Origin of the sequence: Pseudomonas sp. S10E 269 (assembly GCF_002798465.1) — a bacterium.
GTDB classification, from domain to species: Bacteria; Pseudomonadota; Gammaproteobacteria; order Pseudomonadales; family Pseudomonadaceae; genus Aquipseudomonas; species Aquipseudomonas pergaminensis.
In genome coordinates, this window is record NZ_PHIJ01000001.1 from 3737713 (window position 1) to 3763840 (window position 26128).

Sequence of the window (26128 nt, forward strand, 5' to 3'; positions counted from 1 at the left end):
TTAGCACATGCTCAATGCAGTCACGCACTATTCAATTGACTACCCCGACCTGTCGCTGATCCTCGCCCTGGTGCGCGGCGGCACCCTCGCACGGGCAGCAGCATTGTTGCGGGTGGATGTGTCCACGGTGTTCCGCGCCGTGCGGCGCCTGGAGGCGGCAGTGGGCCAGACGCTGTTTGAAAAAAGCCGCGCCGGTTACTTGCCCACCAGCCTGGCGAGCAATTTGGCGCAGCAGGCGGAACGCGCCGAACAGGCGTTGGAAGCGGCGCGCATCGGCGTGGAGCAGGGCGGTGAAGTGATCAGCGGCACGGTGCGCCTGACCTGTACCGACTCGGTGCTGCAAGGGTTGCTGCTGCCCGCCCTGGCGCAGTTCATGCCGCATTACCCGGCGCTGACCCTGGAACTGAGTACGTCGAATGATTTTGCCAACCTCAGCCGCCGCGACGCGGATATCGCCCTGCGCTTGACCAAGGCACCGCCGGAGCATCTTGTCGGACGGTGCCTGGGCAGCGTGTCATACCAAGTCTGCGCCAGTGTCGACTATGCCCGCCGTCACGAAGGCGGCGAGTTGGCTGAGCTGGCCTGGATCGCCCCGGATGACTTCCTGCCCGATCACCCCACGGTCGCTTGGCGCCGCGAGCATCTGCCCGGTGTGCGCCCCAGTTATCGCTGCAACAGCATGCTGTCGGTTACCGAGTTGGTCCGCGCGGGGTTGGGGGTGGCGGCGTTGCCGGATTTTCTGCTGGGTGAAGGCCTGCAACCGCTGGGCCCCGCATTGGCGGGGCACGATACCGCGTTGTGGTTGCTCACGCGTCCTGACTGCCGGGCGTTGCGCTCAGTGGTAACCCTGTTTGATGAGCTGGGCCGGCACCTGCGCTTGCCTTAGGTTTTGCGCACAAAGTGCTCATGCATTTCGCACGTCAGGCTTTCGATATGTTCGGTCAGTTGTTTGGTCATTTCCGTGAGCCGGGTGTTTTGCTCCAGCAGCTCCAGTAGCTGCTTGGTGGTCTGCGCGGCCTGGGCCTGGCGTTCGGTGTTGGCGATTGCCAGGGCTTCACGGTGCTGGGCGTCGGCATCGGACTGGGCTTTGTCGCGGGCCGCCTGGCGCGTCTGGGCCAGCAGGATCAGCGGCGCGGCGTACGCCGATTGCAGGCTGAACGCCAGGTTGAGCAGGATGAACGGGTACACGTCGAAGTGCGTGACACCGGTCATGTTCAACACCACCCACAGCACCACGATTGCGGTTTGCGCGCCCAGGAAGGTCGGTGTGCCGAAGAAGCGCGCGAAGGCTTCGGCCTTGAGGGCAAAGGTGTCATTGCCGAAGGTCGGTGCCAGGTGGGCGTGGGCGCGGTGGAAACGAAGGTGGTCGACGGGGGCGGCTGCAGGCTTTTCTGGGGTCATGGCGGGCTCGGGTCATCAACAAATAGTCAGTGAAGCACTATAGACCGAGCCCCCGGCCGCCCGCATGAAGATCGGGTCAGTTGGCCCCACGCTCATTGGCAAACACACTCACCGCTTGCACGGCCTCGCTGGTGCCTTCGCGAATCTGCAGGATCACCGTGCCGGCGCGGTTGGCCAGGTCGACGCCTTGCGCGGCACGGTCGCGGGTGCCGTCCATGCTGTGGATGGCCTGGCGGGTTTCATCCTGGATCATCGCGATCATGCTGGAGATTTCCGCCGTGGAACCACTGGTGCGCGCCGCCAGTTGCCGTACCTCATCGGCCACCACGGCAAAGCCGCGACCTTGTTCGCCTGCCCGCGCGGCCTCGATGGCGGCATTGAGGGCCAGCAGGTTGGTCTGGTCGGCGATGCCGCGAATGGTGTTGACGATGGTGGTGATCTGCTGCGAACGCTCGCCCAGCCTGGCGATCTTCTGCGAAGAGCCATCAATGTCGGCAGCGATTTCGCGCATGCCGCTGGCCGTTTGCTGGATCACCTCGGCGCCTTTCTCGGCGATGTCCCGGGTGTTCAGCGAGATGTGGTACGCCTGGGCGGCACTGGCGGCGTCGGCGGCATGTTGCTGCACCCTGGCAGTGACGTCCGAGGCAAACTTGACCACTTTGCACAGGCGCCCGCTGGCGTCGTACACCGGGTTGTAATTGGCTTCGAGCCACACCGTCTGGCCTTTTTTGTCCACCCGCTCGAACTGGCCGCTGAACAGTTCGCCCTGGTTCAAGCGCCGCCAGAAATCGCTGTAGGCCGAACTGTTGGCCAGCTCGGTGGTGCAGAACAGGCGGTGATGCTGGCCCTGGACCTGTGCCAGGGTGTAACCCATGCGCTGCAGGAAGTTCGCGTTGGCGGTGATGATGGTGCCGTCGAGGTTGAACTCGATCACCGCCATGGCCCGGCCGATGGCTTCGAGCTTGGCGTTGGCTTCGCTTTCGGCCTGCAGGCGCGGGGTGACGTCCATGGCGTACTTCACCACTTTGATTACCTGGCCGGTGCTGTCTTGCACCGGGTTGTAGCTGGCTTCGAGCCACACCGACTGGCCATCGCCGGCCACCCGTTCAAAGGTGCCGGACTGGAACAGGCCGTTGCGCAGGTTCGACCACAGCTGGCTGTACTCGGCACTGCGGGCGAACGCCGGGGTACAGAACATGCGATGGGACTGGCCTTCAATCTGTTCGGCGCGGTAGCCCATGGTCTGGAGGAAGTTGGCATTGGCCCGCAGCACGTTGCCGTGCAGGTCGAATTCGATCACCGCCATGGAGCGCTCGATGGCGTCCAGCAGGCTGGTGTGTTGGGCAAGGGTGTGTTGCAGGGACTCTATGGTTTTCTTGTGCGCGTTGAATAGCATGTTCGGGTGCTCGGACAAGCAGGCTGCTGGAGTTTCCTTGGTATGCGCCTGCCCCCGTAAGGCGTGCGCCATACGGTTGACTTGCTCATTGTCAGCTTCCTTGTGCTGACAGAGGGGGTGGAACAACGGGTTAAGAGTGATCAGCCTGACAAGAAGTTCGCCCCAAGGGCAGGACCTTTTTTGGGTAGGCGACCAGTGGTGGCATTATGCTTTCTTGTGGTGTGTCGGCAGGAAGATTCAGACGAGCTGTCGTGCCACCGTTTCAGGCGGAGTGGGCGACCTTCTCGTCGCTCACGTTAACCCGGTTACGCCCGGTCTCCTTCGCCGCATACAGCGCGCGGTCCGCTGCATCGAGCCACATGGCGGCATTGGTAAACGACGGCTGGAACCCCGCCAGGCCGATGCTCAGGCTTACGCGCAATTCAGGGATCTGCGGGTTGCGGTAATTGCTGAAGGTTTCGCGCATGCGTTCCATCACTTGGGCCGCTTGTTCCAGGGGCATTCGCGGAAGAATCACACAGAATTCATCGCCGCCGTATCGCCCGGCCAAGTCGTTTTCCCGCAGGTTGCGCCGCAGCTCCAGGCTCAATTGCCGCAGTACCGCGTCGCCGACGATATGGCCGTGGGTGTCATTGATCTGCTTGAAGTGATCGATATCGATCAAGGCGATGGTGGCGTGGCTTTGCTGTTGCTGGCACTTGTGAAACTTGAGGTGCAGCAGGTCCTTCCAGGAACCGTGATTGAGCAGGCCCGTGAGGCTGTCGATGCGGCTCAATGCACTGAGGGCGCGTTTGTGTTCCGACAGTTTGATCGCCAGTTGATAGCAGACCATGCCAATGGCCATGGGGTAGAGCGTGAGCATGGGCAGGCAGGCGTAGACCTGAACCAGGCTGACCGAAGGGTTGAACTGCAGGCCGAACAGCAGGGCGCCGATACCCGCGCCGAGCACCTGGGCGTAGGCACCGCGTATCAACAGGCGCTTGCCACCGGCGGCCACGTTGTTCATGGCAACCATCGACAGCAGGGTCACGGTGGTCAGCGGGGTGAACTGCAGGGTGGCAGCCCAGAAACCGCTGAACAGCGCGTCATACACCAGGTTGCGTTGCTCGGCGTCGTAGGGAAATTTAGAGCGGGTCGCCCATTGATACGCCAGGTGCGGCCAAACGAAACCATTGACCAGCAACAACGCCCAGATCCAGCCCGGCTTGGCCAATGGATACAGCGCCGCTATTACGCTGATGCAGCACATGGCTGTGCCGATGATCCTTGGCTTGTAGATGCGCCGGGCAAAGGAAAGCCCTTTGCCTTGTCTGTTTTCCATAAATTCCAGGGTCAGCTCTTTTGTGCAATACGACAACACGCGTTCGCAGGCTTAACCGTTGATCGGATAACACCCATGAATATTGTCAGTTATTCGCGTGGGAATAATCAGTGTCCTTCCAGGCCATTTGCGCAAAACAGAGGGCGAATGCGTCAAAAACGACCTGGGATGTCGTTTGCACAACAGCGTTACAGCGGGTGCGGCGGGGTGACTTCGTAGCCAGCCAGGAACAGGTCGATGGCAGACTCGATGACACTGGCCTGGCAGGCGGCATCGAGGGTGGGCTGGCCGAGGGTGATTTGTGGCCAGAAGGCGAAGGCCTTGAGCAGGCTTTGGATCTGGTGCGCGGCAAACGCCGGGTCGCTGCAATTGAGCCGGCCGTCTTCCTGGGCGGCGCGCACCCACTGGGTAAAGCCTTCTTCACGCTTGCTCAGGCGCGTCACCATGTCTTGCGCACGTTCCGGCGAATGGATGGTGGCAGCGATGGCAACCCGGGCCAGGTCAAGGAAGTTGGCGTCCGACATCATCTTCATCTTCGCCTCCAGCAGCCCGCGCAATTGGTCACGCAGCGGGCGGTCGCTGGCGTAGCTGACGTCGAGCTGGGCGACGCTGCTGGCCCAGAGTTGATGGAGAATTTCAGCGAACAATTCTTCCTTGCTGGGGAAGTGGTTGTACACCGTGCGCTTGGATACGCCGGCGGTGGCGGCGATCTTGTCCATGCTGGTCACCTCGAAACCGTTCGCGCGAAACTCGGCGATGGCCGCGGCCACGATGGCTTCGCGTTTGCGGTCGGTGAGGCGTTGAGGGGCAGTCATGGGTGGCGATCGGCTCTTCAGGTCAGGGAAACTTACACTCGGTAGTTTACTTGCTCCGGATTTTGTTGCAATCTTGAAACTACACTGTGCAGTGTAATTTATGAGCGAGCCGTAGGAGTCACCCGGTCATGGCCACCCTCTCATCCCGTGTCGATTCATCGCCAGCCACGCGCAAGCCTGCCGAGCAGGACCAGAAGCACTTCAGCAATGAGGCGCCTGTGCAGCACGGGGGCTTCGGCAAAACCTTGCGTATTTTCTGGAACATGCTGTTCAACAAACCGCGCACCACGCGGCCGGTAGGGCAGATCCCGGTGCAACCACTGACCCGCGAACAGCTGCTGGCAGCCCCGGATCACAGCGTGTTCCGCCTCGGGCATTCCACCGTATTGCTTAAGATGCGCGGCAAATTCTGGGTCACCGACCCGGTATTCGCCGAGCGCGCCTCGCCGTTCAGCTGGGCCGGTCCCAAGCGTTTCCACCAGCCGCCCATCAGTCTTGAAGCGTTGCCGCCGTTGGAAGCGGTGATTCTTTCCCACAACCACTACGACCATCTCGACCGCAAGGCTGTCGTGCAACTGGCCGACAAGGCCCGCTATTTTCTGGCGCCGCTGGGCGTGGGTGACCTCTTGGTCAAGTGGGGCGTAGACGCCAGCAAAGTGCGCCAGTTGGATTGGTGGCAGGGTACCGAGGTGGAGGGCATTCGATTCGTCGCCACGCCCGCACAGCATTTTTCCGGGCGCGGTCTGTTTGATGCCAACCAGACCCTGTGGTGTTCCTGGGTGATGATCGATGGCGCGCGACGGATCTTCTTCAGTGGCGACACCGGCTATTTCGACGGCTTTAAACGCATCGGCGAACAATACGGCCCGTTTGACCTGACGCTGATGGAAACAGGTGCTTACAACGTCGATTGGCCCCATGTGCACATGCAACCGGAGCAAACCCTGCAAGCACATATCGATCTCAAGGGGCGCTGGCTGCTGCCGATTCACAACGGCACCTTCGACTTGGCCTTCCATGCCTGGCACGAACCGTTCGACCGCATCATGGCCCTGGCTTGGGAGCGCAATGTGTCGATCACCACGCCGCAGATGGGGCAGGTGTTCAGCTTGAATCAACCTGAGCGTGGGGTGGCCTGGTGGCTGGAAGTCGAAACCCAGGGCGCGCAAGAGCACCTCGCCGGCTGAAGGCAGGCGCGTGGGAAAAAAGGAGTTTTCAAACTGTTTCAGTGCTGCGACAGGCGGCAGGCAACGGTGCGATGATCCCCGGCAAGTCATTTGTCGGGTGCGGTTTTCATGGAGCGCAAGTGTAAGAAATATTGGCAGCTGGGCTTGCCCTGTTCGACGGGGCTACCGGTGCCTGGGCCTGCTGAGTCGTCGGGTCTGGCAACGCCAATCCACGAGCCTGCAAGCCCGGGTGGTATCGCTTTCGGCGTCGATCCCCGGGCTCATGTCAGCTTGAGAGGCGGCGTCCCGATCCCGGGGTATGACGTCCCCGGATTACCCCTCAAACTCCAGCGCGACCCGTCGCTGTCATTGATTGCGTTGAGTGGCATTGACCCCTCCGGGCCGGTAATGGTGGAAGTGCCCCTGGTACAGAACAACACCACCTTTACGGCTGACAGTACGTTGGAGGGCAGGCGCCTGGGGTTCGCCGAGCGATGGGTGGACGCTCAGGAACATCAGTTGATTGAGCACACCCCGTCCTTCCTGAGAGCGCTGGATATCCTGCGCCGCTCCGGAGTGGTGCTGGTTCCGGTGCATGCACACCGGACCAAGACCCTGCATGCCCGCAATGAAATCGATGAGCGTGTGCACGAATTCCGCTTGGACGCCTTGATATCCGACAGTCGCAGCGCCGCATTCCATGGGGCCTGCTGGAGTGGTTACCCGGGGGTTGGCGAGCCGCTCGATGATGGCGCGACGCTGTGGTTCTACGGTGCGCGATGGGCAAAAGAAAGGTTGGCGGCCCTGATACGGGAGTATCGAAGCATCCTTCGCTTGATGGCCCCATAGGAAAGGCTACCCGCTGCGCTGAACTGTCCCACACCGTAAATGGCCCACATCCCGCTGCCGGGCAGAAGAAGAGTTTTTAGACTGGCCCACGGATCAACGTTGATCCTTCGTCATGTCTTACTCTTCGAGAGGTCTTATGTTCGGTATTGCATATGGAATGGGCTCCGTCGTCCGGCAAGTTGTACAGTCGTTTGCAGGAGACTACTCAGCGGTTGCTTCAAACCCCGTTCCCCCTGGGACCGAGTACCTCAGTGTCAAAGAGCTTGGCGAGCACATGGCCCGGCCAGGCGGGCTCAGCTCGGCCGACCTGGTCACGTACCTGCAGGCGCGCATTCGCAGCGTCGACCCGCAACTGAACGCCGTCATCGAACTCAACCCCGGGGCACTGGAGGCCGCGCGCGAGCTGGATCGCGAGCGCGCCAGCGGCAAGGTACGCGGGCCGCTGCATGGCATTCCCATTTTGCTCAAGGACACCATCGAAACTGAAGGCATGCAGACCAGTGCAGGTGCTTTCGGGCTGGTGGGTGAAGCGGCCGGCAAGAACGCCCCATTGGTCGATTACCTGATCAGGCAGGGCGCGGTGATCCTCGGTAAAACCAACATGACCGAACTGGCTGGGTTTCGTGGTGGTCCCGATGGCTGGAGCAGCCGGGGCGGACAAACCCGTAACCCGCACCATGCGGATGCCGACGTCGGAGGCTCCAGCTCCGGGTCTGCCGCCGCAGTCGCGGCAGGGTTGGCACCCTTGGCGGTGGGGGCTGAAACCAATGGTTCGATTATTGTCCCGGCCGCGCGCAATGGGGTCGTCGGGCTCAAGCCCAGCGTTGGCCTGCTGGACCGCAACGGGTTGATTCCCGCGAGTCAGAACCAGGACACACCGGGCCCGATGGCGCGTTCGGTGTTCGATGCTGCGTTGATGCTCAATGCCATGTCGGGCAGCGATCCGCAGGATCCGGCGAGCGTGGGCGCACCCCAAGGCATTGATTACACGCAGTTGTTGGTTCCGGGCGCGTTGAAAGGCAAGCGTATCGGTTATCCCGCGACGTTTTCCAAAGAGGGCGAAACCCTGTCAGTCGATAACAGCGAGCAATTCAATCGGACGTTGGACGTGCTACGCGAACAAGGCGCGGTATTGGTGCCGGTCAACCTGCGGCTGGCTGATGCATCACGTTACGACGAGTTGCTGCTCTCTGATGTTAAGGATGAGCTGAACAGTTACCTCGGCAAGCGTCCGGGCCTACCGGTCAAGTCGCTGACCGAACTGATCAAGTTCAACGACGAGCGCGATGAGGCTGACGCGGATCACCAGCCCATCCTCAAGGAAATCAATGCCCAGACCCTGACGCCGGAGCAGCGTAAACCCCTTTGGGACGCGCTCATTCAGGACTTCCGCAGCACCATGGATGACCCGATCAAAGCGGAAAACCTGGACGCCATGGTGTCGGATTTCGAGACTTACAGTTATTTCGGTGTGGCAGTGGCCGGTTACCCAGGAATCACCGTCCCCTCCGGTAAGGATGAGGATGGGCTACCGACCAGTGCCTATTTTTTCGGGACCCGATGGTCCGAACCGACCTTGCTGGCCGTGGCCCATGGATACGAGCAGGCAGCCCAGGCTGATTTCAAGCCGGCACTTTGACGCCGTAACGGGCGGCGGGTGTGCGATGTGACAGCGTTGGCCCCAGGGCCGGGCGCTACGCACCATTCGGTTGAGGGGTGGGTGAGTCAAGTGATGCGGACGTTGTGCCGATCAAACGAGAGATGATCCCTTGCGCTACGGGTTCGGCTGCGGCAGTGTCAAAGCGGCGCACACTCATGCCCCACCCCGGCGCAAACCCAGGGAAAAACACCAGCCCTTCAGCCTCCAAACGAAACGCCAGGGCCAGGCGGGTTTCGTCACCCACGTCGCATTGGCTTTCAAACTGTTGAACCGCTTCAACCGTCACGCCAGCCTGAAGCGCCAGGTGTTCCCGGCTCCAGCCCAGCATCGCACGGGCCTGTGCGCTGTGCTTGGCGGTGAATTGATGCAGGACGATCTGCTGTTCTACAAAAGAGCTCATTGCCAGGGAGGACATGGGGTTTCTCCAGGGTTCGACGGGGGAGGACAAACTATACTGTGTTTTTGTACAGTTGTTTTGACCGCTCATCAACTGGATTATCAACGACCCCCTATTCCAGCCCTGGCGCCTCGCGAATGATCAGGTGATCCAGGTTCTCGATATTTGCGCTGAACACCCCGAACGTCTGCTCGGGGTTCTTCTTGCTGGGCACCTGCTGGAGCGCTGGCGTCACCCCATAGAAGAAGCAGTACAACGCCCGCTCACTGTCCACCGCCGCCTTGATCTGCTCCAGGAATGCCTTGCGCTTGCGGTATTTGTCGATGAGTTTTTTGCTCAGGTAGACATTCACCGAGTAAGGCTTTTTGTCGAGCCACACTTTCTTTTCGAAGTCGATGCGAAAGCTGCTGGTGTAGTCCTTGATCGCCTTGATTTTGCCCCAGTAGATCAAGCCCTTGTTGTCCTGCAGGTATTCGATCTTTTTGAAGTACGTCCAGTAGGTCGCGGTGTGCTCGCCGATCTTCAACGGCATGGACTTGAGTTTGTCCTTGTCATCGATGTTGGACACAAAGCATTCCACCGGGTGGGCGAACACGCTGGTTTTGTCCGGGGTGCTGTCGTGGTTGCCGGGGAATGCAGTGGCACGGACAGAAGGTGCTTTTGCGGGGGCTTGAGGGCTATTTCCTTCGGTGCCAGCCAAGGGCGGCTTGCGTTCGTACTGTCGACGAGTCAGTACAAATTCCGAGGGAAAATTGTCCTCACGCTCGTCGTCACCTTCGCCGCTCGCGGTCTTGTGGGTGCTGGCATAACGACAACCGTCAATGTGTCGGGTACTTGTTTTGTTCTTGAAGTGCGGCGTGCGCAGGTAGTTGACGTTCTTGGCGTTGAACGTGCTCAGCGCGTTGCTCGCATCAAACGCTGCACGGCACTGATCGTTGGGGCAGAGGAAGCTGTCGTGGTCGGAATCGAAATCAGCGGTTTCGTCGAAATTCAGGTCTCGTACGTCGTAGATCGACAGCTTGTCGTCGAGACTCAGGCTGTAGGCCGTGTCGAATTTCATAGGGCTCGGGTCCGTGAGAAGTTTCGCTATTAATAGCGGGATCCAGCGTAAATATCAGCAAGAACCTGCAACCCTTCGCCCGCTCAAGAAGCACAGCGTTCCACCGACCGCAGTCAGCGCCCCCAATGCATAGAACATGCTGGCCGGCGCTGCATTGATCAGCAGATAGCCGCAAATCACCGGGCTCATCGCCCCTCCAAACGCGGCCAGGTTCTGCGCGCCGTAGTAACTGCCGCGCAGTGCATCCGGCGCGATGGTGTCGATAAACAGGAACTCGGAGGGGTAGATGATCATCTCGCCGAGGGTGAATACGAACATCGCCAGGCACCAGGTAAGCAGGCTGTCCGCGAGGCTGAAACCGATCAGTCCGGCAATGAACAGCAGCGTGCCGAGCACGATCCAGTAGCGCAGTTGTTCACGCTTGAGAAAGCGGCCGATCTGGTACTGCATCAGAATTACGGTGATGGCATTGCACGCCAGCACCGCAGACAGAATCTTCAGCGCCTCGGCGGGCTTGTAGGCCACCAGCAAGAATTGCGACAGATACAAGGTGTAGCGCCCATGGACAATGGTGCTCAGCAAGCTGCCGCTGGTGAACAGGATGAGCGTGCGGTCGCTGCGCAACGTGCGCAGGGTGGTGAGAAAACTCAAGGGCTTGTTGCTGTCATCTCGTTGGGTGGGCGGGATGCCGATCATCAGGAACACGCTGCCAAAGGCGATCGCACTGGCAATCAGGAACGGGGCCAGTTGCAGGTGGCCGGCGATCACCACGCCGACCATCGGGCCTGTGGCGTAGCCGACGTTGGTCAGGGTGTAGCGCAGGGAAAACACCTTGGCACGGTCACCCACCGGCAGGTTCTCGCTGATGATGGCTTTTGAGCCAATCAGGAACAGCGCCGACGCCGCTTCGGTGATGACCAGGGTCAGGGTGGTGAGGTAGAGGTTGCTGGCAAAAGTCAGCAACAGAAAACCGATGGAGCTGGAGAGCATGGCCAGGATCAGCAGCTTGCGCTTTTCCAGGCGGTCGATGATGTAGCCGCCGTACAGGCCCAGCAAGGTCGCGATAAAGACAGCAATGCCCATCAGCAGGCCGATGTCCTGCTGGTTCAGGCCCAGGCGAGTACTCAGCAACAGGGCCAGCAACGGGCTGGTCATGGCGCGGCTGACCACGATGGTCACCGAGCAGATCATCAGGCGGCGGATTACCAGGGAGTAGGTGGCCACGGTGGGGGCAAGTGTCCTTGTTATGTTCTCAAGACAACACACATCAAATGTGGGCGCTGGCTTGCCTGCGATAGCGGTGGTTCAGGCAATGATGATGCAAGCTGACCTGCCGCCATCGCAGGCAAGCCAGCTCCCACACTTGGATCGACTTACTGACCGGAGTTGATGGTGATCTTCTCGACTGCGCCTTGCTCCAGGTCCCACTTTTTCAGGATCTTGCCGTAGGTGCCGTCATCAATCATGCCCTGCAACGCTTCACTGATCGCCGTGACCAGTTCCGTGTTGCTCTTCTCAATCCCAAGCCCCGTGAATTGCTTGGCAATCGCCAGGCCCACCGGCTTGTACTTGCCCTTGTCCAGCGACATCAAGTAGGGAATGGTCTCGCTGCCCTGCATCGCGGCATCCAGGCGATTCTGCTGCAACTGCGCCCGCGCATCCGCCGAACCTTCGGTGCCGATCACCACGATCGCCGGCTTACCCGCCGCCTCGCAGTTTTCCTTGCTCCATGCGGCAATTTCCGACGGCCAGGTGGTACGGCGGCTGGTGCCGACTTTTTTACCGCACAGGTCTGTCAATTCCTTGAGGTCTTCACGCTTGGCCAGGGTGTAGAACTGCGGGCCGCTGGTGAAGTAGTCGATGAAGGTCACGGCCTTCTGGCGTTCGGCGGTGTCGGACATGCCCGACAGCACGATGTCCACGCGCTTGGTGGTCAAGCCGCTGAGCATCTGCTCGAAGCCGGTTTCCTGCCACTTGATCTTCACGCCCAGGCGCTCGGCCAGGGCGTTGCCCAGGTCAAAGTCCAGGCCGGTGATCTTGTTGGTGGCCGGGTCCTTGAAATCCATCGGCGGATAGTTCGGCACGATGGCCGCGCTGATCTCGCCCTTGTCCTTGATTGCCGCCGGCAATGTTGCGAAAACAGCGGAGGAGGCCATCAGGCCTGCAAGCAACGTTGGGATAAATAATTTTTTCATGGGGGCGTTCTCGTTTGTTTTTTAGTTAAGTGCGAACGGCAGAAATAAAGCTTTGGGTACGCGGGTTTTGTGGGCTTATTAGAATTTCTTCCGGGCTGCCGGCTTCCACAATCTGGCCGGCATCCATAAACACCATGCGGTTGGAGACTTCGCGGGCAAAGCCCAACTCATGGGTGACCACGATCATGGTCATGCCGGTGGTGGCCAGGTCGCGCATCACCGACAGCACTTCGCCTACCAGCTCCGGGTCGAGGGCTGACGTGGGTTCGTCAAACAGCATCAATTTGGGTCGCATCGCCAACGCACGGGCAATCGCTACCCGCTGTTGCTGGCCGCCGGACAATTCCACTGGGTACGCATTGCGCTTATCCGCCAGACCGACACGGGCCAGCAGCTCCAGCGCGTCTTCGATGGCTTCCTTGGGCGAGCGCTTGAGCACCTGGCAGGGGCCTTCGATGATGTTCTGCAACACGGTCATGTGCGGGAACAAATTGAAGCGCTGGAACACCATGCCGGTGGCCAGGCGCTGGCGGGCGATCTGCGATTCATTCATCTCATGCAGCTTGTTGCCGACGACACGGTAACCCACCAGTTCGCCGTCGACCCACAGGCCGCCCTTGTCGATTTTTTCCAGTTGGTTGACGCAACGCAGCAGGGTGCTTTTACCGGACCCCGACGGGCCGATGATGCACATCACTTCGCCTTGCTCGACCTCGATATTGATGTCGCGCAGCGCGTGATACTGGTCGTAATACTTGTTCAGGTTGACGGCCTTGACGATGCTTCTCATGGGGCAAATCTCCTCAACCCAGACTTACGAACGCTTGCCGGCGCCGCGGGCAAAACGACGCTCGAGGCGGCTTTGACCAAATGAAAGAACAGTCACCACCGCCAGGTACCAGATGCCGGCCACGATCAGCAGCTCCATGACCCGCGCGTTGGCGTAGTAGATGTTTTGCGCGTTGTGCAGCAGCTCCGAGTACTGGATCACACTGGCCAGGCTGGTCATTTTCACCATGCTGATGAACTCGTTGCCTACAGGCGGAATGATCACTCGCATCGCCTGCGGGAGAATGATCCTACGCAACGCCTGCAGGCTCGGCATGCCGATGGACTTGGCGGCTTCGTACTGGCCGGTATCGACCGACAACAGGCCGGCGCGCACCACCTCGGCGGTGTAGGCGCCCTGGTTGATGCTGAGGCCGAGCAGGGCGGCCACGAATGGCGTCATCAGGTCGACGGTGTCGATGCTGAACAGGCCGGGAATCGCGATCACCGGGAAAATCAGCGCCAGGTTGAACCACAGCAGCAGCTGCAGGATCAACGGTGTACCGCGAAACAGCCAGGTGTAAGTGATGGCCACGTAGCGCAGGATCGGGTTGGCCGACATGCGCATGATGGCTGTGATCACCCCGATCACCACACCCAGTGCCATCGCCAAAATCGACATGACAATGGTGTTCACCAGACCCCAGAGGATGGCCTCAGACGTGAGGAACTGACCGATGTAGGACCATTCGATCTGGCCATTGGCGAATGCGCGCAACAGCGCGGCCAACACGATCACGATCAAGGTGGCAAAAAACATCCGCCCGTAATAACGACGCGGCACGTGTTCGTACTGCGTGATATCGAACTGGTTCTCGGACAACTTGCGCTCGGCTTCCAAGCGCTCTGCCGGGGTTTGGTTCATGGTGAATCTCCAAAACTTACAACGCTCTAACTACTGTACGCGGTCCAAATGTGGGAGCTGGCTTGCCTGCGAAGACGCCAGCCCAAACACCGCAGATTTAAATCCGGAACCCCTGATAACTCTCTGCCCACTGCTGTTGAGCCGCTAATGCGGACTTCAACCGCCCAATCTGCTCCCGAACCCGCTCCGGCGCCGTCCCACCCCACCCACTGCGCGCCGCAATCGCCGCTTCCAGTGTTAGGCAGTCGCGCACTTCGGGTGCGAGTCGTGCATCCACCTCCGCCAACATCGCCGGCGAGGCTTCCCACAACTCAATCTCATGCTTCTCACAGGCCTGTACCAGCGCGCCGGTGATTTCATGGGCTTCTTTGAACGGCACACCACGGGTCGCCAACCAATCCGCCACCTCAGTCGCCAAGGTAAAGCCCATCGGCGCCTGACGCCGCAGCTCTTCCACCTGCACCTTCATGGTCGCGACCATTCCCGCCATCGCCGGCAACACCAGCAGCAACGTATCCACACTGTCCAGCACGCTGTGCTTGTCTTCACTCAAATCGCGGTTGTACGACAGCGGCAGCGACTTGAGCGTCGACATCAACCCGGTCAGGTTGCCAATCAAGCGCCCAGCCTTGCCCCGCGCCAATTCGGCAATGTCTGGGTTCTTTTTCTGCGGCATGATCGAGCTACCCGTGGCGTAGGCATCATCCAGCACCACCCAACGAAACTGCCGTGACGACCATAAGCAAAACTCTTCGGACAGGCGCGAAATATTCACCCCGAGCATGCCCGCCACAAACAGGAACTCCGCCACATGATCACGGCTGGCGACGGCATCAATGGAGTTTTCGCACGGCCCGGTGTAGCCCATTTCCTTGGCCGAATGCTCCGGCTGGCGCGCAATCGCAGAACCTGCCATCGCGGCAGCGCCCAAAGGCGACAAGGCCGTGCGCGCATCCCAATCCACCAGACGTTGCACATCCCTCAACATCGACTGCGCGTGAGCCAGCAAGTGGTGAGCGAACACAATCGGCTGCGCCTGCTGCAAGTGGGTAAAACCGGGGCAGATGCTCTCGATATGCTGCTCGGCCTGCTCCACCAACGCCTGCTGCAAACCCAGCACCTCGGTGGTGATGGTGCGCGCATGGTCACGTAGGAAAAGACGTAGATCGTTGGCGGTCTGGTCATTACGCGAACGCCCGGCGCGCAACTTGCCGCCCAAGGCGCCCAGGCGCTCGGTCAATACGCGTTCGATAAAGGTGTGTACGTCCTCGTCATCCAGGGTCGGGTGCAAGCGGCCGGCGGCGAAGTCGTGGCCGATCTGGTCCAGGGCTTCGAGGGTGCGCAGGGTCTCCGACTCATCGAGCAACCCGGCGCGCTGCAACTCACGGGCATGGGCACGGGAGCCGGCCAGGTCGTAGGGCGTCAGGCGGAAATAGCGCTCGGGGCAACGTGACAACGCGGCCAATGCAGCAGACGGGCCGGTCTTGAAACGAGCGCCCCAAAGGCGGTCGGTGGGCTGGGACATGGGTATTCCTCACGCTTGTTTTTAGAAGAGTCGGAGGCAGTAAAAATAAGGTTTCAACTAGACTGAATCAGCGTCTGACGCGCCGTATTCAAGGTTGCCAAGGGCGGATGTTTATGTTCATTATCGCCGCCTGGCTATGTTCAAGGACTGGGTTGAAGCCTGTTGAATATGGCACTTGAGGTCAACGCGTATTATGGAAACTCCACTTTCCACTTCTGGAAACCTGCCGCCAAAACCCGGCACAAGACCGCCCCTGCAGTTGAGCGGGCTGGACTTCAAATTGCTGCGCGTGTTCATGGCCGTGGTCGAAGCGGGCGGCTTCAGTGCCGCGCAAAACGAGCTGAACGTGGGGCTCGCGGCCATCAGCAAACAAATCTCCGACCTCGAGATTCGCATCGGCATGCGCCTGTGCACACGGGGCAGGGAAGGGTTCGGGCTGACCGAAGAAGGCAAGTTGGTGTATCAGGCATCCATCGAGTTATTTACCTCGGTGGACAGTTTTCGCGACAAGCTTAGTTCGGCGCAAAACGAGCTTATTGGCGACCTTAGTGTGGGCGTTATTGATAACACCGTGTCCGATGTTAATTCCCCGCTAATTGCCGCGTTGGGGAAATTACATAGCGAATCGCCAAAGATTAGATTGCGCCTACACGCCTCGCAACTGGACGAAGTTGAGCGCGGCGTGGTGGAGGGACGCTTGATCGTCGGCATCGTGCCGGTGTACCAGCGCCGCGAAGAATTCGATTATTTCCCGCTGTATGAAGAAAAGGCCCACGCCTACTGTGCCGTAGGACACCCACTCTTCGACGCAAACGACATCACGCCCGAGGTCTTGCGCCAATACGAAGTGGTGAACCATCGGTATGCGATCCACCGCGACAAGGCCAACTTCGTCAATTATGACAGCCAGTCCGCCTCGGCCTCACAAGTCGAAGCCGTCGCGATCCTGATCCTTACTGGCCGTTTCCTCGGCTTCTTGCCCGAACACTACGCCACGCCCTTGGTAAGAGAAGGGCGCCTGCGCGTACTGTGCCCGGAGCACGTTCACCTGAGCACCGCCTTCAACCTCATCCTGCGCCACAACGCCCCGCGCAGCCCGATGGTAAAAGCCTTCGCCACAGCCCTGGGCGTAAACCTCAAAGCCACGACATAAACGCCCGTTGAACACCGATTAACGGGCTGACAAAGATCAAATGTGGGAGTTGTCGAGCCCCGGCGAAGCTACGAAGGGATCACATCGGGCTACCTATCGAGCCCACCCACCCGCATCACCGCTGCAACCGAGCCCGCTTCTTCTTCGCATGAAAATGCCGAAAATGCGCATCCTGCGCCGCCGCCAATAACTCCCGATCCCCACGCGTATCGCCCCAGGCCCGCAGCCGATATTCGCCCAAATCCCCATACACCGCTTCAAGTCGCAGCACCTTGTTCTCACAGCGGCAGTTGTTCCCAGTGAGCTTACCGGTCAACACTCCATCCACCACCTCAAGCTCAGTCCCGATCAACTTGATCCCGAGCCGATTCGCAAACGGCTGCAACACCAACGCCGGTGACGCCGAACACAGCGTGACCTCCGCTCCGGAGCCCAACTCCTGCTCCACCGAAAGCACCCCCGCCGGCCGCATCAACCGCGCCCAGTTGCGCTGGCAATACTCCTCGGCCTTCTGCTGCACCCACGTCTTCTGCACCCCAGTCATAAAGGTGCGGATCAACTGCGCCTTCAACTCATCCCGGCTGATCTGCCGCACCAGAAAGCGCAGCCCCGGCACCGCCAGCTTGACCATCCGGCCATAAAACTCACCGGTGCCAAAGGCAAACTTGAGGAAGGGCACGAAACTGTCGTGGTGGGTGAGGGTGCCGTCGAAGTCAAAGACGGAAAGTACTTTGGCGTCAGCGGGGCCGGCTTCGAGCATGTCTGGGTTCACGGGTTGGCCTCGGTCCTATCTACTATTTTTTGAGTGTGCATCAGGTGTGACAGCGGGAGATGACTCCCGTGCCAATCTTCCGACGTTGCGGTAAAGCGCTGCAGTGAAAGCGTTCCGATCACTCGACCGGTGACAACGCTGATGACAATTGGGGCACAAGGCTACAGCATTGGTGATGCGATCCGAACCCTTCTGGGCGAGGTGGCCGGCCTGATGTGCTTCAAGAAGTGGCCATTCATCGTGCATAAAAAAGCCCTGAACGTGTCAGGGCTTTATGGGGCTGCTTGGTTCAGGAATCAATCCCAGCTCAACGCGCCGCCAGTTTGGTACTCGATTACACGGGTTTCGAAGAAGTTTTTCTCTTTCTTCAAGTCCATGATCTCGCTCATCCACGGGAACGGGTTAGTCGTCCCCGGATACTCTTCTTTCAGACCAATCTGCGACAGACGACGGTTGGCGATGAACTTGAGGTAATCCTCCATCATCGCCGCGTTCATGCCCAGCACGCCGCGCGGCATGGTATCGCGCGCGTATTCGATCTCCAGCTGAGTCCCTTGCAGGATCATTTGGGTCGCTTCTTCCTTCATCTCGGCATCCCACAGGTGTGGGTTTTCGATTTTGATCTGGTTGATCACGTCGATACCGAAGTTCAGGTGCATCGACTCGTCACGCAGGATGTACTGGAACTGCTCGGCCACGCCGGTCATTTTGTTGCGACGGCCCATGGACAGGATCTGGGTGAAGCCGCAGTAGAAGAAGATGCCTTCCAGCACGCAGTAGTAGGCGACCAGGTTGCGCAGCAGCTCTTTGTCGGTCTCGACGGTGCCGGTTTCGAACTTCGGATCGGAGATCGAACGGGTGTACTTCAGGCCCCAGGCGGCCTTTTTGGCGACCGATGGAATCTCGTGGTACATGTTGAAGATCTCGCCTTCATCCATGGCCAACGATTCGATGCAGTACTGGTAGGCGTGGGTGTGGATCGCTTCTTCGAAGGCCTGGCGCAGGATGTACTGGCGGCACTCCGGGTTGGTGATCAGGCGGTACACGGCCAGCACGAGGTTGTTGGCCACCAGGGAGTCGGCGGTGGAGAAGAAGCCGAGGTTGCGCATGACGATGCGACGTTCGTCGTCGGTCAGGCCTTCAGGGTTTTTCCACAGCGCGATGTCGGCGGTCATGTTGACCTCCTGCGGCATCCAGTGGTTGGCGCAGCCGTCGAGGTACTTCTGCCAGGCCCAGTCGTACTTGAAGGGCACGAGTTGGTTGAGGTCGGCGCGGCAGTTGATCATGCGCTTTTCGTCAACGGCGACACGGGCGGCGGAACCTTCCAGCTCGGCGAGGCCTTCGGCGACGTCGAGTTTGTCGAGGGCGGCCTTGGCGCGCACGATGGCGGCGGAGTCACTGGCGGTGACGGCGCGGGCTTCGATGGCGGCGGCAGCGCCGGCGCCGTCGAGGCGGTCCATGTTGGCTTCGGTGGCGTGGCCGGCGTTGGCGCCTTTGGTGGCTACTTCGCCTTCTTCTTCTTTGTCGAATTCGTCCCAGCTCAGCATGACGTGTCGTCTCCTGCGTGAGGGCTCAAAGGTGCCCGTGTGAAACCGGATGGTTGGGTGTTCACACGGCCCTGAGGCCGCGGTGGATCTTAAGGAATCGTTTGTTGCAGCTAGCGCACGCATTAAACGGAATAGGGTTACGGGTGCGCTGCGTGAGGCTTGAGGTGCGGAGCGGTAGGTGCTTGCTCCAGCGGGATGCCTCAGGTCTGGCTCTTCATCCCAGTGTAAAGGGATATTGCAGGCCCGATTTACCCGCGCATTATAGGGAAAAAATCGGCTTTGTGTTGCGGCGGATGCTCACGGATCGCAGACAAAAAGCCTACTTTTCAGGCCAAGACGCGGGTTTGCTGGGGTTGGTCGGAGGGACGAGCGGCAGGATTTTTTTCGAGGGGGCGCAGCGAGGGGCGGAGGGGGCCGGTTCTTTGCCGCAAGAACGATTTCTTGCGGCGAATAAGATCAGGTTCAGATCGAACGCATCAAGTTATTACCCGTTAGAGCAACCGTTGCCCATCACATGATAATTAAGAATATGCCGCTGACCTTGCGAATCTTCATATTCCATCTTCACCGGTACAACTTCGCATACTTCCGGGATGTTGCTCATGGACAATACTTTGGCGACGTCCAAGTGGGTGCTGTAAGTGTAATCCTCAACGATCGGGGTGTTCCGGCCAGCTACGTCAGTCGGGGCTTCGTCGGCCAGGGCGGCGGTTGCGCACAAGCTGCTGAGGGCCATAACTACTAAAGCTTTCATTTCTCTATTTACCTTATTCAGGGCGAGTGGGGTCACGGGGCCCTTGTGAGACCGCGTGTGTAACTTAAGAGTTGGGAAGTTCGGATTAACGTTGCCTTCGTGGGGGCTGTTGCGTTGTTAATCACTGTGTCGTGTTGACGGAAGTGATTTTAGGCTGCCAGGTTATATTCATATACCCGTACTTTTGATAAACACTATTGGCGGTTTTTGTAACAATCCTGTGGTAAAGCTTTTTTCACAAAGGCGCAAAGCACCACGGTCCGCGGGCTAGAGCCGTGCAGGGGCATATCAGGGCAATTTGTAGGGGCTTGTTACTACCATCGTCGAATGGTTCTATAGGTCAGCCCCGGCTACAACAGGGCCATACAACAACAACTATGTCACCGAGGTAAGAAAGATGAGTGCGGCTTCCCTGTACCCCGTTCGCCCCGAAGTAGCAGCCAACACGCTGACCGACGAGGCGACCTACAAGGCCATGTACCAGCAGTCGGTGGTCAACCCCGATGGCTTCTGGCGCGAGCAAGCCAAGCGCCTCGACTGGATCAAGCCTTTCACCACGGTGAAGCAGACCTCGTTCGACGATCACCATGTCGACATCAAGTGGTTCGCCGATGGCACCCTGAACGTTTCCTACAACTGCCTGGACCGTCACCTCGCCGAGCGCGGCGACCAGATCGCAATCATCTGGGAGGGCGATGACCCTGCCGAGAGCCGCAACATCACTTACCGCGAGCTGCATGAAGAAGTCTGCAAGTTCGCCAACGCCCTGCGCGGCCAGGATGTGCACCGCGGCGACGTGGTGACTATCTATATGCCGATGATCCCCGAAGCCGTGGTCGCCATGCTGGCCTGTACCCGTATCGGTGCGATCCACTCCGTGGTGTTTGGCGGTTTCTCGCCGGAAGCCCTGGCTGGTCGTATTATCGACTGTAAGTCGAAGGTGGTGATCACTGCCGATGAAGGCATTCGCGCCGGTAAGAAAATTCCGTTGAAGGCCAACGTCGACGACGCCCTGACCAACCCGGAAACCAGCAGCATCCAGAAGGTCATCGTGTGCAAGCGCACCAATGGCCAGATCAAGTGGAACCAGCATCGCGATATCTGGTACGAAGACCTGATGAAAGTGGCGGGCACCGTGTGTGCGCCCAAAGAGATGGGTGCCGAAGAAGCGCTGTTCATCCTCTACACCTCCGGTTCCACCGGCAAGCCCAAGGGCGTGCAGCACACCACCGGCGGCTACCTGTTGTACGCCGGCCTGACCCACGAGCGCGTGTTCGACTACCGCCCGGGCGAAATCTACTGGTGCACCGCCGACGTCGGCTGGGTCACCGGCCACACTTATATTGTCTACGGCCCGCTGTCCAACGGCGCGACCACCGTGCTGTTCGAGGGCGTGCCGAACTACCCGGACATCACCCGGGTGGCGAAGATCGTCGACAAGCACAAGGTCAATATCCTCTACACCGCACCGACCGCGATCCGCGCGATGATGGCTTCCGGCACCGCTGCCTGTGAAGGCGCCGATGGCAGCAGCCTGCGCCTGCTTGGCTCGGTGGGTGAGCCGATTAACCCAGAGGCGTGGGACTGGTACTACAAGAACGTCGGCCAATCCCGTTGCCCGATTGTCGATACCTGGTGGCAGACCGAAACCGGCGGCAACATGATGAGCCCGCTGCCAGGCGCCCATGCGCTCAAGCCGGGTTCGGCGGCACGGCCGTTCTTCGGTGTGGTGCCGGCACTGGTGGACAACCTCGGCAACCTGATCGAAGGCGCGGCTGAAGGCAACCTGGTGATCCTCGATTCGTGGCCGGGCCAGGCGCGTACGCTGTACGGCGACCATGACCGCTTTGTCGACACCTATTTCAAGACTTTCCGTGGCATGTACTTCACCGGTGACGGTGCGCGCCGTGACGAGGACGGTTACTACTGGATTACCGGCCGCGTGGACGACGTGCTGAACGTGTCCGGCCACCGCATGGGCACTGCCGAGATCGAAAGTGCCATGGTTGCTCACCCTAAAGTCGCTGAAGCGGCGGTGGTGGGTGTGCCGCACGACATCAAGGGGCAGGGCATCTATGTGTATGTCACGCTCAAAAATGGTGAAGAACCGAACGAAGCGCTGCGCCTGGAGTTGAAAAACTGGGTGCGCAAGGAAATCGGGCCGATTGCTTCGCCAGACGTGATCCAGTGGGCACCGGGCTTGCCGAAGACGCGCTCGGGGAAAATCATGCGGCGAATTCTGCGCAAGATTGCCACGGCTGAATACGACGGGCTGGGGGATATCTCCACCCTGGCGGACCCGGGCGTGGTGGCGCATTTGATTGAGACGCACAAGACCATGAACGTCGCTTAAGGCAGGTTTGAGCGATGGAGCCCCATTCGGTGTAGGCCGGGTGGGGCTTTTTAATGCGCTCTCAAAAACACTGAAGATCAACTGTGGGAGCGGGCTTGCTCGCGAAGGCGGTGTATGAGTTGGCTGATATGCTGACTGACACACCGCCTTCGCGAACAAGCCCGCTCCCACAGTTTGATTGCATTCCAAGGCTGCTCATGGGTGGGACGACTTACATAAGGTCAATAAATATCGGATTGTGTTGTGGGATATTTCTGAATGTTACCGTCGAGCGCAAATGTGTAACCCGCCGCCCAAACGTGAGGCAAAGCGCTACGCCCATGCCTCGAAAAACCGCGTTTTAGACACCCCCGGAAATAAGATTAAACGCCAGACTTGCCGTGCTAGAAGGGTTTGCGAATAATAGGCCCGCAATTTGCAGCGTCTACAGGCTTAATGTCTTTTGTCTCTGCATAAAATTCAGAGGCTGTCAATGAGCTGGAACCGCTTTCTCGGTGCTTCTGTAAATTGTTGTCGCATTGAGGAAATATCGACTTCCGGCCTGTCGTTAGAATGCCGATCACTCGCTCGTCGTCTCCAGTGTGTAACTGGTGTGGGACGCAGCACCGCAATTCGGTTTCCCTTAAGTCGCATCGTGGGCCATGGCTCATACTGCTGTTTTGCCCTATACCGATGGAGTCCCAAGATGAAGAAACTCGTGCTGTTGGGCGCCCTGGCGCTGTCCGTGCTGTCCATGCAGGCTTTCGCTGAAGGCAAGCCCCTGAAAATTGGTATCGAAGCGGCTTACCCTCCGTTTGCCTCCAAAGCTCCCGACGGCAGCATCGTCGGTTTCGACTACGACATCGGCAACGCCCTGTGCAAGCAGATGGACGTGAAGTGCACCTGGGTCGAGCAAGAGTTCGACGGCCTGATCCCAGCGCTGAAAGTGCGCAAGATCGACGCGATCCTGTCGTCCATGTCCATCACGGATGACCGCAAGAAGTCCGTGGACTTCACCACCCGCTACTACCTGACCCCAGCGCGCCTGGTGTTGAAGGAAGGCACCACCGTCAGCGATAGCCTGGATGAATTGAAGGGCAAGAAGATCGGTGTGCAGCGCGGTTCGATCCACGACCGTTTCGCCAAGGAAGTCCTGGCTCCGAAAGGCGCCACCGTGGTGCCTTACAGCTCGCAGAACGAAATCTACCTGGACGTGGAAGCCGGTCGCCTCGATGGCACCGTGGCTGACGCTACCCTGCTGCAGGACGGTTTCCTGAAAACCCCTGCCGGCAAAGGCTACGCGTTCGTAGGCCCGGCCTTTACCGACGCCAAGTACTTCGGCGACGGCATCGGCATCGCCGTACGCAAAGGCGACAAGGAAAACCTGGACCGCATCAACGCAGCCATTGCCGCGATCCGTGCCAACGGCGAGTACAAGAAAATCCAGGACAAGTACTTCGACTTCGATATTTACGGCGCTGACCCTAAGTAAATCGTCGCAGCTGTCTGTCCCAAATGGCGCAAGCAACAGAATTCCTGAGGTTTGCGCCATTTTTTCATCCCCTTTTTCGAGGACCTGAATCATGTTGAAAGGCTACGGGGCCGTCATCCTCGATGGCGCATGGTTGACGCTTCAGCTCGCCTTGTCGTCCATGGCCTTGGCCATTGTTCTGGGTCTGATCGGGGTCGCGTTGCGCCTGTCGCCGGTGCGCTGGTTGGCCTGGCTGGGTGACTTGTACTCCACGGTGATCCGCGGGATCCCCGACCTGGTGCTGATCCTGCTGATTTTCTACGGCGGTCAGGACCTGCTCAACCGCGTCGCGCCGCTGCTCGGCTATGACGACTATATTGACTTGAACCCCTTGGCCGCCGGTATTGGCACCCTGGGTTTCATCTTTGGCGCCTACCTGTCGGAAACCTTCCGCGGCGCCTTCATGGCCATTCCCAAGGGCCAGGCCGAAGCCGGCCTTGCGTATGGCATGAGCAGTTTCCAGGTGTTTTTCCGGGTGATGGTGCCGCAGATGATCCGGCTGGCGATCCCCGGGTTTACCAACAACTGGCTGGTCCTCACCAAGGCCACCGCGCTGATTTCGGTGGTGGGCCTGCAAGACATGATGTTCAAGGCCAAGCAGGCGGCAGACGCTACCCGCGAGCCTTTTACCTTCTTCCTCGCAGTGGCGGCGATGTACCTGGTGATCACCAGTGTGTCGTTGCTGGCCTTGCGTCATCTTGAGAAGCGCTACTCGGTAGGCGTAAGGGCGGCTGATCTATGATCTTCGACTACAACGTCATCTGGGAGGCCATGCCGCTGTACCTTGGCGGCTTGCTGACCACCCTGAAACTGCTCGCCATCTCGCTGTTCTTCGGCTTGCTCGCCGCGTTGCCCCTGGGCTTGATGCGCGTGTCCAAGCAGCCGATTGTCAATGGTGCGGCCTGGCTCTACACCTACGTGATCCGCGGCACGCCGATGCTGGTGCAGTTGTTCTTGATCTACTACGGCCTGGCCCAGTTCGAGGCGGTGCGCGAGAGTTTCCTCTGGCCGCTGCTGTCCAGCGCCACCTTCTGCGCGTGCCTGGCCTTTGCGATCAACACCAGCGCCTACACCGCCGAGATCATCGCCGGTAGCCTCAAGGCCACCCCCAATGGCGAGATCGAAGCCGCCAAGGCCATGGGCATGTCGCGCTACAAGCTGTACCGCCGCATCCTGCTGCCGTCGGCCCTGCGCCGCGCGCTGCCGCAGTACAGCAACGAAGTGATCATGATGCTGCAGACCACCAGCCTGGCGTCGATCGTCACGCTGATCGACATCACCGGTGCTGCACGTACAGTGAACGCGCAGTTCTACCTGCCGTTCGAAGCGTATATCACCGCCGGTGTGTTCTACCTGTGCCTGACCTTCATCCTGGTGCGCCTGTTCAAGTTGGCCGAGCGCCGCTGGCTGAGCTACCTGGCGCCGAGGAAGCACTGATATGGAACGTATCGATCACCTGTTGCCCTGGGGCCACTTGGGCTGCGAGCGCCAGCTGAGCGTGTTCCGTTTCGGCAAGGGCGAGCGCAAGGCCTATATCCAGGCCAGCCTGCACGCCGACGAATTGCCCGGCATGCGCGCCGCGTGGGAGCTGAAAAAGCGCCTCGCCGAACTGGAACAGCAAGGCGCCCTCAACGGCGTGATCGAGCTGGTGCCGGTCGCCAACCCGATGGGCCTGGGCCAGTTGCTGCAAGGCAGCCACCAGGGCCGTTTCGAGGTGGGCAGCGGCAAGAACTTCAACCGTGATTTCGTCGAGCTGAGCGAGCCGGTGGCCGAGCTGCTCGAAGGCAAGCTGGGCGATGATCCCCACGCGAACGTGCGCATGATCCGCCAGGCCATGAGTGATGCATTCGCCTCATTGCCTGAGCCGAGCAGCCAGTTGCAAGGCATGCAGCGCATCTTGCTGAGCCACGCCTGCACCGCCGATGTGGTGCTTGACCTGCATTGCGACGCCGAAGCTGCACTGCACATGTACGCACTGCCGCAGCACTGGCCGCAGTGGCGTTCGTTGTCGGCGCACTTGAATGTGAAAATCGGCCTGCTGGCGGAAGACTCCGGCGGCAGTTCGTTCGATGAAGCCTGCTCGCTGCCGTGGTTGCGTTTGTCCCAGGCATTCCCTGAGGCGCAGATCCCGCTGGCCTGCCTGGCGACGACGCTGGAGTTGGGTGGTCAAGCCGATACGGGGCGCGACGAGGCGATCTTCCACGCCGAAGGTATCCTCGCGTTCCTCGCCGAGCAGGGCTTGATCAAGGGGGAATGGCCCGCGCCACAGTTCGAGCCCTGTGAAGGCCTGCCGTTTGAAGGCACCGAATTGTTGTTCGCGCCCCACGCCGGGGTGATCAGTTACCTGCGTAAAGCCGGTGATGTGGTCGAAAAAGGCGAGCCGATTTTTGAAGTGATTGACCCTCTGGAAGACCGCGTCAGCACGATTTGCGCGGGCACCTCGGGGGTGTTGTTTGCCGTTGAACGGCTACGTTATGCCCAAGCGGGTTTCTGGCTGGCCAAGGTGGCGGGGCGCGAAGCGCTGCGTCACGGGCGCTTGCTCAACGACTGACCACCTGTTT

At 59.7% G+C, this 26128-nt stretch carries 24 protein-coding genes and 1 pseudogene; 10 read left to right on the forward strand and 15 right to left on the reverse strand.

Annotated features, from left to right (window positions below; genetic code table 11):
• Positions 1-7: 7 nt before the first annotated feature.
• The gene (locus CWC48_RS17400; RefSeq protein WP_100492264.1) at positions 8-886 is read left to right on the forward strand and encodes a LysR family transcriptional regulator; all 879 of its coding nucleotides are present in this window, start codon (positions 8-10) and stop codon (positions 884-886) included.
• On the opposite strand, the gene CWC48_RS17405 is transcribed toward CWC48_RS17400, so the two are convergent.
• From CWC48_RS17405 to CWC48_RS17420, 4 genes are all read right to left on the reverse strand, one after another.
• A complete protein-coding gene (locus CWC48_RS17405) occupies positions 883-1401 on the reverse strand; it encodes a DUF1003 domain-containing protein (RefSeq protein ID WP_078049911.1) in 519 nt (172 codons plus the stop codon). The genes CWC48_RS17400 and CWC48_RS17405 overlap by 4 nt on opposite strands.
• A 76-nt stretch (positions 1402-1477) precedes the next feature.
• Positions 1478-2797 (reverse strand): PAS domain-containing methyl-accepting chemotaxis protein, encoded by a 1320-nt coding sequence (locus CWC48_RS17410; RefSeq protein WP_078049910.1) that lies wholly within the window; start codon positions 2795-2797, stop codon positions 1478-1480.
• A gap of 262 nt (positions 2798-3059) precedes the next feature.
• A complete protein-coding gene (locus CWC48_RS17415) occupies positions 3060-4118 on the reverse strand; it encodes a diguanylate cyclase (protein WP_100492265.1) in 1059 nt (352 codons plus the stop codon).
• 188 nt (positions 4119-4306) lie between these two features.
• Positions 4307-4933, reverse strand: a complete 627-nt coding sequence (locus CWC48_RS17420; RefSeq protein ID WP_078049908.1) for a TetR/AcrR family transcriptional regulator — start codon at positions 4931-4933, stop codon at positions 4307-4309.
• 128 nt (positions 4934-5061) lie between these two features.
• Here CWC48_RS17420 and CWC48_RS17425 point away from each other — a divergent pair, with 128 nt between their 5' ends.
• The 3 genes from CWC48_RS17425 to CWC48_RS17435 all read left to right on the forward strand — a co-directional run bounded on the left by CWC48_RS17425 (position 5062) and on the right by CWC48_RS17435 (position 8587).
• On the forward strand, positions 5062-6120 hold the full coding sequence (locus CWC48_RS17425) for an MBL fold metallo-hydrolase (protein WP_099494356.1): 1059 nt from the start codon (positions 5062-5064) through the stop codon (positions 6118-6120).
• Positions 6121-6228: 108 nt separating this feature from the next.
• Positions 6229-6948 carry a hypothetical protein gene (locus CWC48_RS30560; RefSeq protein ID WP_223204477.1) on the forward strand — a complete coding sequence of 240 codons (720 nt, stop codon included), beginning with the start codon at positions 6229-6231 and terminating at the stop codon, positions 6946-6948.
• A gap of 136 nt (positions 6949-7084) precedes the next feature.
• Positions 7085-8587: an amidase family protein gene (locus CWC48_RS17435; protein ID WP_100492266.1), complete on the forward strand. Its 1503-nt coding sequence runs from the start codon at positions 7085-7087 to the stop codon at positions 8585-8587.
• Between the two features lie 55 nt (positions 8588-8642).
• On the opposite strand, the gene CWC48_RS17440 is transcribed toward CWC48_RS17435, so the two are convergent.
• The 7 genes from CWC48_RS17440 to argH all read right to left on the reverse strand — a co-directional run bounded on the left by CWC48_RS17440 (position 8643) and on the right by argH (position 15478).
• Positions 8643-9023: a helix-turn-helix transcriptional regulator gene (locus tag CWC48_RS17440; protein WP_078049905.1), complete on the reverse strand. Its 381-nt coding sequence runs from the start codon at positions 9021-9023 to the stop codon at positions 8643-8645.
• 94 nt (positions 9024-9117) lie between these two features.
• On the reverse strand, positions 9118-10065 hold the full coding sequence (locus CWC48_RS17445; RefSeq protein WP_100492267.1) for a hypothetical protein: 948 nt from the start codon (positions 10063-10065) through the stop codon (positions 9118-9120).
• Positions 10066-10119: 54 nt separating this feature from the next.
• Entirely contained in the window at positions 10120-11289 is a 1170-nt protein-coding gene (locus CWC48_RS17450; protein ID WP_078049903.1) for an MFS transporter, read from the reverse strand.
• A 149-nt stretch (positions 11290-11438) separates the two neighbouring features.
• On the reverse strand, positions 11439-12260 hold the full coding sequence (locus CWC48_RS17455) for an ABC transporter substrate-binding protein (RefSeq protein WP_100492268.1): 822 nt from the start codon (positions 12258-12260) through the stop codon (positions 11439-11441).
• A gap of 25 nt (positions 12261-12285) precedes the next feature.
• On the reverse strand, positions 12286-13050 hold the full coding sequence (locus tag CWC48_RS17460) for an amino acid ABC transporter ATP-binding protein (protein ID WP_010208290.1): 765 nt from the start codon (positions 13048-13050) through the stop codon (positions 12286-12288).
• 24 nt (positions 13051-13074) lie between these two features.
• Positions 13075-13953 (reverse strand): amino acid ABC transporter permease, encoded by an 879-nt coding sequence (locus tag CWC48_RS17465; RefSeq protein WP_016979819.1) that lies wholly within the window; start codon positions 13951-13953, stop codon positions 13075-13077.
• A gap of 97 nt (positions 13954-14050) precedes the next feature.
• Positions 14051-15478: an argininosuccinate lyase gene (gene argH, locus CWC48_RS17470; RefSeq protein ID WP_100492269.1), complete on the reverse strand. Its 1428-nt coding sequence runs from the start codon at positions 15476-15478 to the stop codon at positions 14051-14053.
• A gap of 193 nt (positions 15479-15671) precedes the next feature.
• On the opposite strand from argH, the gene CWC48_RS17475 reads away from it, so the two are divergent.
• Positions 15672-16631, forward strand: a complete 960-nt coding sequence (locus tag CWC48_RS17475; protein WP_099494362.1) for a LysR family transcriptional regulator — start codon at positions 15672-15674, stop codon at positions 16629-16631.
• A 115-nt stretch (positions 16632-16746) separates the two neighbouring features.
• Here CWC48_RS17475 and CWC48_RS17480 read toward each other — a convergent pair whose 3' ends face one another.
• The 4 genes and pseudogenes from CWC48_RS17480 to CWC48_RS17495 all read right to left on the reverse strand — a co-directional run bounded on the left by CWC48_RS17480 (position 16747) and on the right by CWC48_RS17495 (position 19704).
• The gene (locus CWC48_RS17480; protein ID WP_068932303.1) at positions 16747-17391 is read right to left on the reverse strand and encodes an HAD-IB family hydrolase; all 645 of its coding nucleotides are present in this window, start codon (positions 17389-17391) and stop codon (positions 16747-16749) included.
• Between the two features lie 27 nt (positions 17392-17418).
• Positions 17419-17652 (reverse strand): annotated as a pseudogene (locus CWC48_RS17485) (HNH endonuclease); the annotation flags it as partial.
• Positions 17653-17699: 47 nt separating this feature from the next.
• Positions 17700-18950, reverse strand: a complete 1251-nt coding sequence (locus CWC48_RS17490) for a ribonucleotide-diphosphate reductase subunit beta (RefSeq protein ID WP_005790649.1) — start codon at positions 18948-18950, stop codon at positions 17700-17702.
• A gap of 484 nt (positions 18951-19434) precedes the next feature.
• Positions 19435-19704 (reverse strand): DUF2790 domain-containing protein, encoded by a 270-nt coding sequence (locus CWC48_RS17495; RefSeq protein WP_015885484.1) that lies wholly within the window; start codon positions 19702-19704, stop codon positions 19435-19437.
• Between the two features lie 397 nt (positions 19705-20101).
• Between CWC48_RS17495 and acs the strand changes: the two genes are divergently transcribed.
• The 5 genes from acs to CWC48_RS17520 all read left to right on the forward strand — a co-directional run bounded on the left by acs (position 20102) and on the right by CWC48_RS17520 (position 26118).
• The gene (acs, locus tag CWC48_RS17500; protein WP_078049889.1) at positions 20102-22057 is read left to right on the forward strand and encodes an acetate--CoA ligase; all 1956 of its coding nucleotides are present in this window, start codon (positions 20102-20104) and stop codon (positions 22055-22057) included.
• A gap of 685 nt (positions 22058-22742) precedes the next feature.
• Positions 22743-23528, forward strand: a complete 786-nt coding sequence (locus tag CWC48_RS17505; protein WP_078049888.1) for an ABC transporter substrate-binding protein — start codon at positions 22743-22745, stop codon at positions 23526-23528.
• 91 nt (positions 23529-23619) lie between these two features.
• The gene (locus CWC48_RS17510; RefSeq protein WP_024077013.1) at positions 23620-24309 is read left to right on the forward strand and encodes an ABC transporter permease; all 690 of its coding nucleotides are present in this window, start codon (positions 23620-23622) and stop codon (positions 24307-24309) included.
• Positions 24306-25004 carry an ABC transporter permease gene (locus CWC48_RS17515; protein ID WP_010208307.1) on the forward strand — a complete coding sequence of 233 codons (699 nt, stop codon included), beginning with the start codon at positions 24306-24308 and terminating at the stop codon, positions 25002-25004. The genes CWC48_RS17510 and CWC48_RS17515 overlap by 4 nt, the downstream gene beginning before the upstream one ends.
• A 1-nt stretch (position 25005) precedes the next feature.
• Positions 25006-26118 carry a succinylglutamate desuccinylase/aspartoacylase family protein gene (locus CWC48_RS17520; RefSeq protein ID WP_100492270.1) on the forward strand — a complete coding sequence of 371 codons (1113 nt, stop codon included), beginning with the start codon at positions 25006-25008 and terminating at the stop codon, positions 26116-26118.
• Positions 26119-26128: the final 10 nt, after the last annotated feature.